Annotated in this window: 2 protein-coding genes and 1 tRNA gene; 1 reads left to right on the top strand and 2 read right to left on the bottom strand. The window is 65.6% G+C overall.

The window, feature by feature from the left end:
* Positions 1–84: 84 nt before the first annotated feature.
* Both AC5RWT_RS36350 and AC5RWT_RS36345 read right to left on the bottom strand, forming a co-directional pair.
* Complete coding sequence (locus AC5RWT_RS36350; RefSeq protein WP_494084458.1) at positions 85–1,542, bottom strand: C40 family peptidase; 1,458 nt, start codon at positions 1,540–1,542, stop codon at positions 85–87.
* 689 nt (positions 1,543–2,231) lie between these two features.
* Complete coding sequence (locus AC5RWT_RS36345) at positions 2,232–2,603, bottom strand: metallopeptidase family protein (protein ID WP_494084457.1); 372 nt, start codon at positions 2,601–2,603, stop codon at positions 2,232–2,234.
* A gap of 144 nt (positions 2,604–2,747) precedes the next feature.
* Here AC5RWT_RS36345 and AC5RWT_RS36340 point away from each other — a divergent pair.
* A tRNA-Glu gene (locus AC5RWT_RS36340) sits at positions 2,748–2,820 on the top strand.
* The last annotated feature ends 15 nt before the right edge of the window (positions 2,821–2,835 follow it).

Below are 2,835 nucleotides of genomic sequence, written 5' to 3'. Positions count from 1 at the left end.
AGGTTCCGGGCCCGCCCCGGTCAAATCCCGGCCTGGTCAGATGGTGCTTGAGTGCCGTCCAACGAGGCGAACCAGTGGTTGAACCTAGACGGCCCAGCGCGCCCCGAAGGTGTGCAGCTTGCCGTACATGTGGCTGATGTTGGTTACCGTCAGGCCGTCCTGTTCATTTAGCGCGTGGACCACCTGCCAATTGCCGATGTAGATGGCCACGTGCCAAATGGCATTCGGTTCTCCCCAGAACACCAGGTCGCCCGGCTGAAGCTGGGCAAGCGGCACCTTGTACGGGGCGTCGTCAAACTGGGCTTGGGCGACGCGGGGGAGATTGCGGCCCGCCTTGGCGAACGCCTGCTGTGTTAGGCCGGAGCAGTCGAAGCCGACCGGACCGTTGCCTCCCCAGACATACTTCGCTTTCGGGTCAGCCTGCCGGGCCATCGCGTAGTTGAGGGCGCCGCTGGCGATGCCCCCGTTGACGCCGGGTGCCGGTGCAGGAGCAGGCGGAGCCGGTTGGGGCTTGGGCTTCGGGTCTGGCTTGGGAGCCGGCGGAGGCGGCGGCGCTGGGGCGGGCGTCGAAGGCCTCGACGGCGCCGGCGTCGATGGCCGTGACGCCGGTGGTGGCGTTGACGGAGTTGCCGGGCGTGAGGTGGCTGGGGGCGCGGCAGGAGTTGCCGGGCGTGAGGTTGCCGGGGGCGCGGCAGGAGTTGCCGGCCGTGAGGTCGCCGGCGGCGGAGCAGGAGCTGCCGGCCGGGCCGGCGTGATGTTTTCGCTGGCTGGTGCGACCGCGGAGCCCTGCGGGGTTGAAGTGCTGCTGGAGGGCCGTTGGGCGGCAGCAGCTTCTTGCGCTGACCGCTCGACGAGTGCCTGAAGCTGGCGCTCCTGCTCGGCTTTCTCCAAGGCGGCAATGCGGGTGTCTTCTTCGCTGGTGCTGGTCCCGCGCAGTTCGGCCAGATGCACCAGGAGTGCGTGCCGCTGTTCCTCGTAGCGGACCACGAGCTGCTGCTGTGCGGAGCTGGCAGCCTTTGCGTCTGTTTCCGCTGCTTCCGCTGCGACGGCTGCGTCCTTGGCGGCCTCTTCGGCCTGGGTGACGTAGAGCTCCCACGAGGCCCAGAGCTGGGCGGCCTGCTGGGAAGCGGTCAGGGTCTGCGAGCGGTTCGCCGTCAGGGCATCGATGGTGGAGGCCTTGTAGAGCACATCGCCGGCGTTCTTGCTGTCCAGCAGCGAGCTCAGCCCGGGGTTGACGCCGCCGTTCCGGTACAGTTCACCGGCCAGCTGCCCCACCTGGTTTTTGACCGATTCGAAGTATTCGGCAGCCTGCGCCGCCTTGGCCTTGGCATCATCGAGCTCGGCGGCACGCTCCTGCTGCTTGAGGAGGGATTCGCTGTAGGTGTTCTGGGAGCGCATTGAATCGAACTGGGCGTTGGCCAGATTCCCCGAAGCTTCCTTGAGCTGCTCTTCGATTCGGTCCACCAAGGTCTGGGTCGCGGCTGCATCACCCTTGGCGTCGTCGATTTCGTCACCGGAAGGCATCGCGGGGGCGGCCGGCATAACAATTCGCTGCGAAGTCACCTGAGGCAGCTGTCCGGCTGGCGCGGCGACAGCTGGCGCCAAGGCAGGCAGGCAGACAAGCAGGGCGGTAACCGAGACAAGCGCGGCGGCGCGCACCGGCGTCGTCGATCGATGCGGGGCAGGACGCCCCGAGGAAAGCAACCTCATCCGAACGGGTCCTTACTACGAGCGCAGTAAATGCACGCGCCCTTCCCGGACGGACGGCCTTGGGGCCGAGAGCGGTCAAATGTGCGAACGGGTGGCACCCCAACTAGACCGAACTGCATTCACACAGCACGTCGAGAATATGCATCTTTCGTCACATTGGCAACATTCGTCTCAAAAATAACATAAACAACACTGGTGTCATTCGGAAGTATTTGGCTTCGACAGGCGTGTCGCGCTGGAACGAGTGCATGCCCCGCGCCTGATTTCCCCGTGGTTTCGGGAGGCCCGCGCACTGGTGCAGGAGCGGGTCCAGCGCCTCCTGTTCATCAGTTGGCCGGAGAGGGGCGCACATGTGACACCGGACGGCCGGTGTCATGGTGCACCTGGCCGCGCGGGAGGGGTGATCGTCGCGGAGTGATGCTCAGGCCGGCCGGCCGGGCAGGGCAGTGGCGTTCAGTTTTGGGAGGCGCGTGATCGTGGGCGCAGGGTGGTCGCGCCTGAGGGGAGCCGTAAGCCGGCGGTCAGCCCCAGCCCAACTCGTGAAGGCGGGCGTCGTCGATACCGAAATGGTGGGCCACTTCGTGGATTACTGTCACCAGGACCTCTCGCACCAATTCTTCACGTGAAGAGCACATCCGCTGCAGGGGTCCGCGAAAGACGACAATCCGGTCCGGCATGGACCCCGCACCCCACCAGTGGTCCCTCTCCGTGAGCGGAGTGCCCTCGTAAATGCCCAGGAGCTCGGTCTCGGGATCCTCCCACGGCTGCGGGACGTATTCGTCTTCGACGAAGATGCCCACGTTCGACATCTGGCGCATGATGTCTTCCGGTATCTGGTCGATCGCGTCATTCACCGCGTCCTCGAATTCCGGCAGCGACATCTCCATCGGCATGCCCTCGACTTTACCCGCGGGCGACGACGGCAGGACCGGTTCGGCGCCGCCCCTGCAGGGCGTCCGGGCCGTTTTGGTTTTTCCGGAAGCAGGCCCTATAGTTTTATAGGTCCACAGCGGGGAAATACATCCCAGGTGGTCCTGGCCCCCATCGTCTAGCGGCCTAGGACACCGCCCTTTCACGGCGGCGGCACGGGTTCGAATCCCGTTGGGGGTACGCGAGACGTCATGA

It is taken from the genome of Arthrobacter sp. Dra40 (assembly GCF_059091905.1).
This window is presented reverse-complemented; position numbering and strand designations above follow the sequence as displayed.